The sequence below is a fragment of the Paenisporosarcina sp. P5_A11 genome (assembly GCF_056400705.1).
Genome location: NZ_JBFUKT010000262.1, coordinates 1 through 3,236 on the forward strand (window position 1 = coordinate 1; position 3,236 = coordinate 3,236).

Below are 3,236 nucleotides of genomic sequence, written 5' to 3' on the forward strand. Positions count from 1 at the left end.
CCGCAGATGCTACTGCTACGACATTATCGTCTGAAGCTGAAGCTTGTTTAATTAAATCAGTTAATTTCATTTGTATTCACCCCAACATTCATTATTTAAGCATAAAGTGTGCCAATATTACAATCGTGAAAACGCTTTATTTGTCAACTTTTCAACCTTTTTGGTATGCAAATTGTTGCAAAGCATGCAAAATGTTGCATGCAATGTCAAACAAGGTCATATTTTTCTAATTTATAATAGAGTGTACGAAGAGAAATTCCAAGTTGCTTGGCAGTTTTTGATTTGTTACCTTTTGCCATMTTGAGAGTTGAAGAAAGAATTTCTTTTTCCATTCGATCCATTTGTTCTACAAGTGGTAAAACCTCATGCGTTGGTAAACTTAATTCCTTCTCTTGTTGATTCATCATCGAGATAGGTAAATGATGATCATCTAACACCGATTCTGTCGGCTTCATAAAAATCATGCCCCGGCTTATGATATTTTCTAGCTCCCTTACATTTCCTGGCCACGAATACACACCAAGTCGTTGCAAGGCAACAGCTGATATCCCTTCAACATTCCGTCCATACTCTTGGTTAAGTTTTACCAGAAGTCGTTCCGCTATAGCCGGGATGTCTTGTTTGTGATTGCGTAAAGGAGGAATCTGAATCGGCATTCGGTTTAATCGATAATATAAGTCTTCTCTGAACTTACCTTCAAGCATTGCTTTTTCCATATGAATATTTGTAGCAGCAATTACTCTTACATCAATTGTGATAGATTTTGTTCCGCCTACACGAACAATTTCACTTTCTTGTAAAACTCGCAACAACTTCGCTTGCGTATTACTTGAAAGTTCTCCGATTTCATCTAAAAAGATACTTCCATGATTCGCGTCTTCAAATAAACCTCTTTTACCACCGCGTTTCGCACCAGTAAATGCACCTTCTTCATAACCAAACAATTCACTCTCCAGTAAATGTTCAGCGATAGCTGCACAGTTAACACGAATGAATTTATTGTACTTTCGATCGCTAGAACTATGAATTGCATGTGCAAAAAGTTCTTTTCCTGTACCTGACTCACCACGCAAGAGCACTGTAACAGGAGTGTTTGCAGCTAATTTTGCCTGTTCAATCGAAATTCTCATTTCATGTGAGTCACCGATGATGTCGTCAAATGTGTATTTTGACTCCAACGTTCGAATGATGCTTCTGGCCCGATCTAACTCTTTCATTAAAGAACGAATTTCAGTCATATCGTGAATAACACCAACACTGCCTTTTAAGCGATTATTAACAATTATTGGTGCAACATTGACAATTACTTCTCTCTTCAAAGGACCAACTCGCATATTTACCCCACGAATAGGTTTACGCATCTGCAGTACTTTCAAGTGAATACTTTCACCTTCACTAATATCAGTTGTTGCTGGTTTTCCAATGATATCATCAGTCTCGAGACCCGTAATTCTAGTATAAGCCGGATTAATTAATAAGCCTTTTCCTTCTTCATCTACAACTGAAATAGCGTCGTCACTTGACTGGATAATTGCTTGGAGCATTGTTTGGATTTCTTTTAAGTTGGTGATTTCTCCAGCTAAATTAACGACTTCCGAAATATCTTTAAAAACAGAAAATGCACCAATACGATTTTCTTTTTCATCAATAATCGGAAACCTCGAAGTAACAATTTTTAAACCGTTACTTAAAGATAACTCTCGATTTAATTCTGTTCGACCCGATTTAAAAATCCGAGGTAATTCACTTGAAGGAATGACTTCATAAATATGTTTACCTATCGCTTGAGTTACCGGAATATCCGTCATTCGCTCTGCGCTTTTATTGAAAAAATTCACATTCCCATTGGCATCAATGCCAATCATGCCTTCTTCTATTGAATTGAAAATTAATTGTTGCTTATGTGATTCTTCTCGAATCATTTGTATAAATTGATCTTTTTCCCTCAGTAAACCTATGAGCATGCTTGCAACTGCTCCGGGAATAAGCACTGTACCTTTAGGTCTTTCTCGAAGGAGTTCCTCAAAGACCGCTGGCTCACCAGTCAGGTCAAAAATCATATGTAAGTCATTTGTTAAATAAGGTCTCCACTCTGTGCTAGTGGCAATATTATATTGTTTTGCGATTTGAATCGCTTGTGCTGTTTCATCAATATCAACAACGCGTTGCACATGGAATAATTCCGCTGACATCAATAATTTAAGAATCGCAGTTCCGCCGACCCCACCACCAATTATTAACACATTTTGCAAAGACATTCAAACACCTCGCTTACTTCGTGCAATCTATTGCAAAATCTATCTCTATCATACCTTATCTCGATCTTCTTGACAATGAATGGGGAGATAGTAAAATGAGAAGAGATTTAATTATACTTTAAAATAAAAGTTGGCACAAAACCTTATCAAAGGTTTTTAGGAGATGAAAAAATTGGCACGAATGTTAGCATTTCTTGTATTACTGATTCCCGGCTTGATGGCTGCTGGTGGAATCAAACTCATACGTGACACCATCTTTGGCAAACTCATTGGGCCAATACCTTTTTTAGGGCTACAATTTGTATTAGGTATTGTGATGTTAGTAATTGGGTTAGGATTTTTCGCTGGTTTCTTATTACACCGTGACCGAAAAAACGGCAAGGTTCAACCCAGATTCGCAAACAAAAAGGAATCCTGAATTTACTTTCAGGGTTCCTTTTTTCTACAATGGCTCTTTTAAACTATACTTTCGTTTATCGTATATTTGCTCTTGCCGCACTTTTCGCATGAGCCAACAAGAATGAAAACCCACATACTTGTTGGTCTCATTCTTCACGCTCTTGAGGTATGCTAGACACAATTATACTCTGTCTCTTGTTCTTCAATATCAACAGCATTCTTCAACATAGCCTATACATGTAAACGTATTGGTTCGAAAACTTTCCCTCTTTATTCTTAAGTTCTAGGATGAACAAATCTGACCCTAACTTAATTGTTTTATTAACACTTTGTCAGGATAATCCGTAATCCAACCTAAAACCACTGGATGTGGCTTAGCTAAATATTTTTCGCTTCCATCAATTCCGTAAAACCGCAAAGGCATATTCGAATGAAAAGCTAAATCTAATTTCTTTTGAGCATAATGTCTTTTATGCATATGTAGTGCATCCGCGGCTTTCAATCGACCAAGTTCTTCCCAGTTCGTTTTTCTTGTACCAATATAAGCTGTATGCAGCATGGGGTTACACTGTTTAATTC

At 37.2% G+C, this 3,236-nt stretch carries 3 protein-coding genes and 1 pseudogene; 2 read left to right on the forward strand and 2 right to left on the reverse strand.

The genetic code is table 11. From position 1 onward, the window contains the following. Positions 1 to 230, forward strand: a 230-nt coding sequence (locus AC1DOS_RS19010) for a hypothetical protein (RefSeq protein WP_477538764.1), incomplete at its 5' end; no start/stop codon positions are given. Here AC1DOS_RS19010 and AC1DOS_RS19015 read toward each other — a convergent pair. After that, a complete protein-coding gene (locus tag AC1DOS_RS19015) occupies positions 207 to 2,258 on the reverse strand; it encodes a sigma-54 interaction domain-containing protein (RefSeq protein WP_477538765.1) in 2,052 nt (683 codons plus the stop codon). The two genes, AC1DOS_RS19010 and AC1DOS_RS19015, sit on opposite strands and share 24 nt — an antisense overlap. Positions 2,259 to 2,430: 172 nt before the next feature. Here AC1DOS_RS19015 and AC1DOS_RS19020 point away from each other — a divergent pair, with 172 nt between their 5' ends. Next, the gene (locus tag AC1DOS_RS19020; protein WP_477538766.1) at positions 2,431 to 2,676 is read left to right on the forward strand and encodes a DUF2627 domain-containing protein; all 246 of its coding nucleotides are present in this window, start codon (positions 2,431 to 2,433) and stop codon (positions 2,674 to 2,676) included. 285 nt (positions 2,677 to 2,961) lie between these two features. On the opposite strand, the pseudogene AC1DOS_RS19025 reads toward AC1DOS_RS19020, so the two are convergent. Then, positions 2,962 to 3,236 (reverse strand): annotated as a pseudogene (locus tag AC1DOS_RS19025) (glycerophosphodiester phosphodiesterase); the annotation flags it as partial.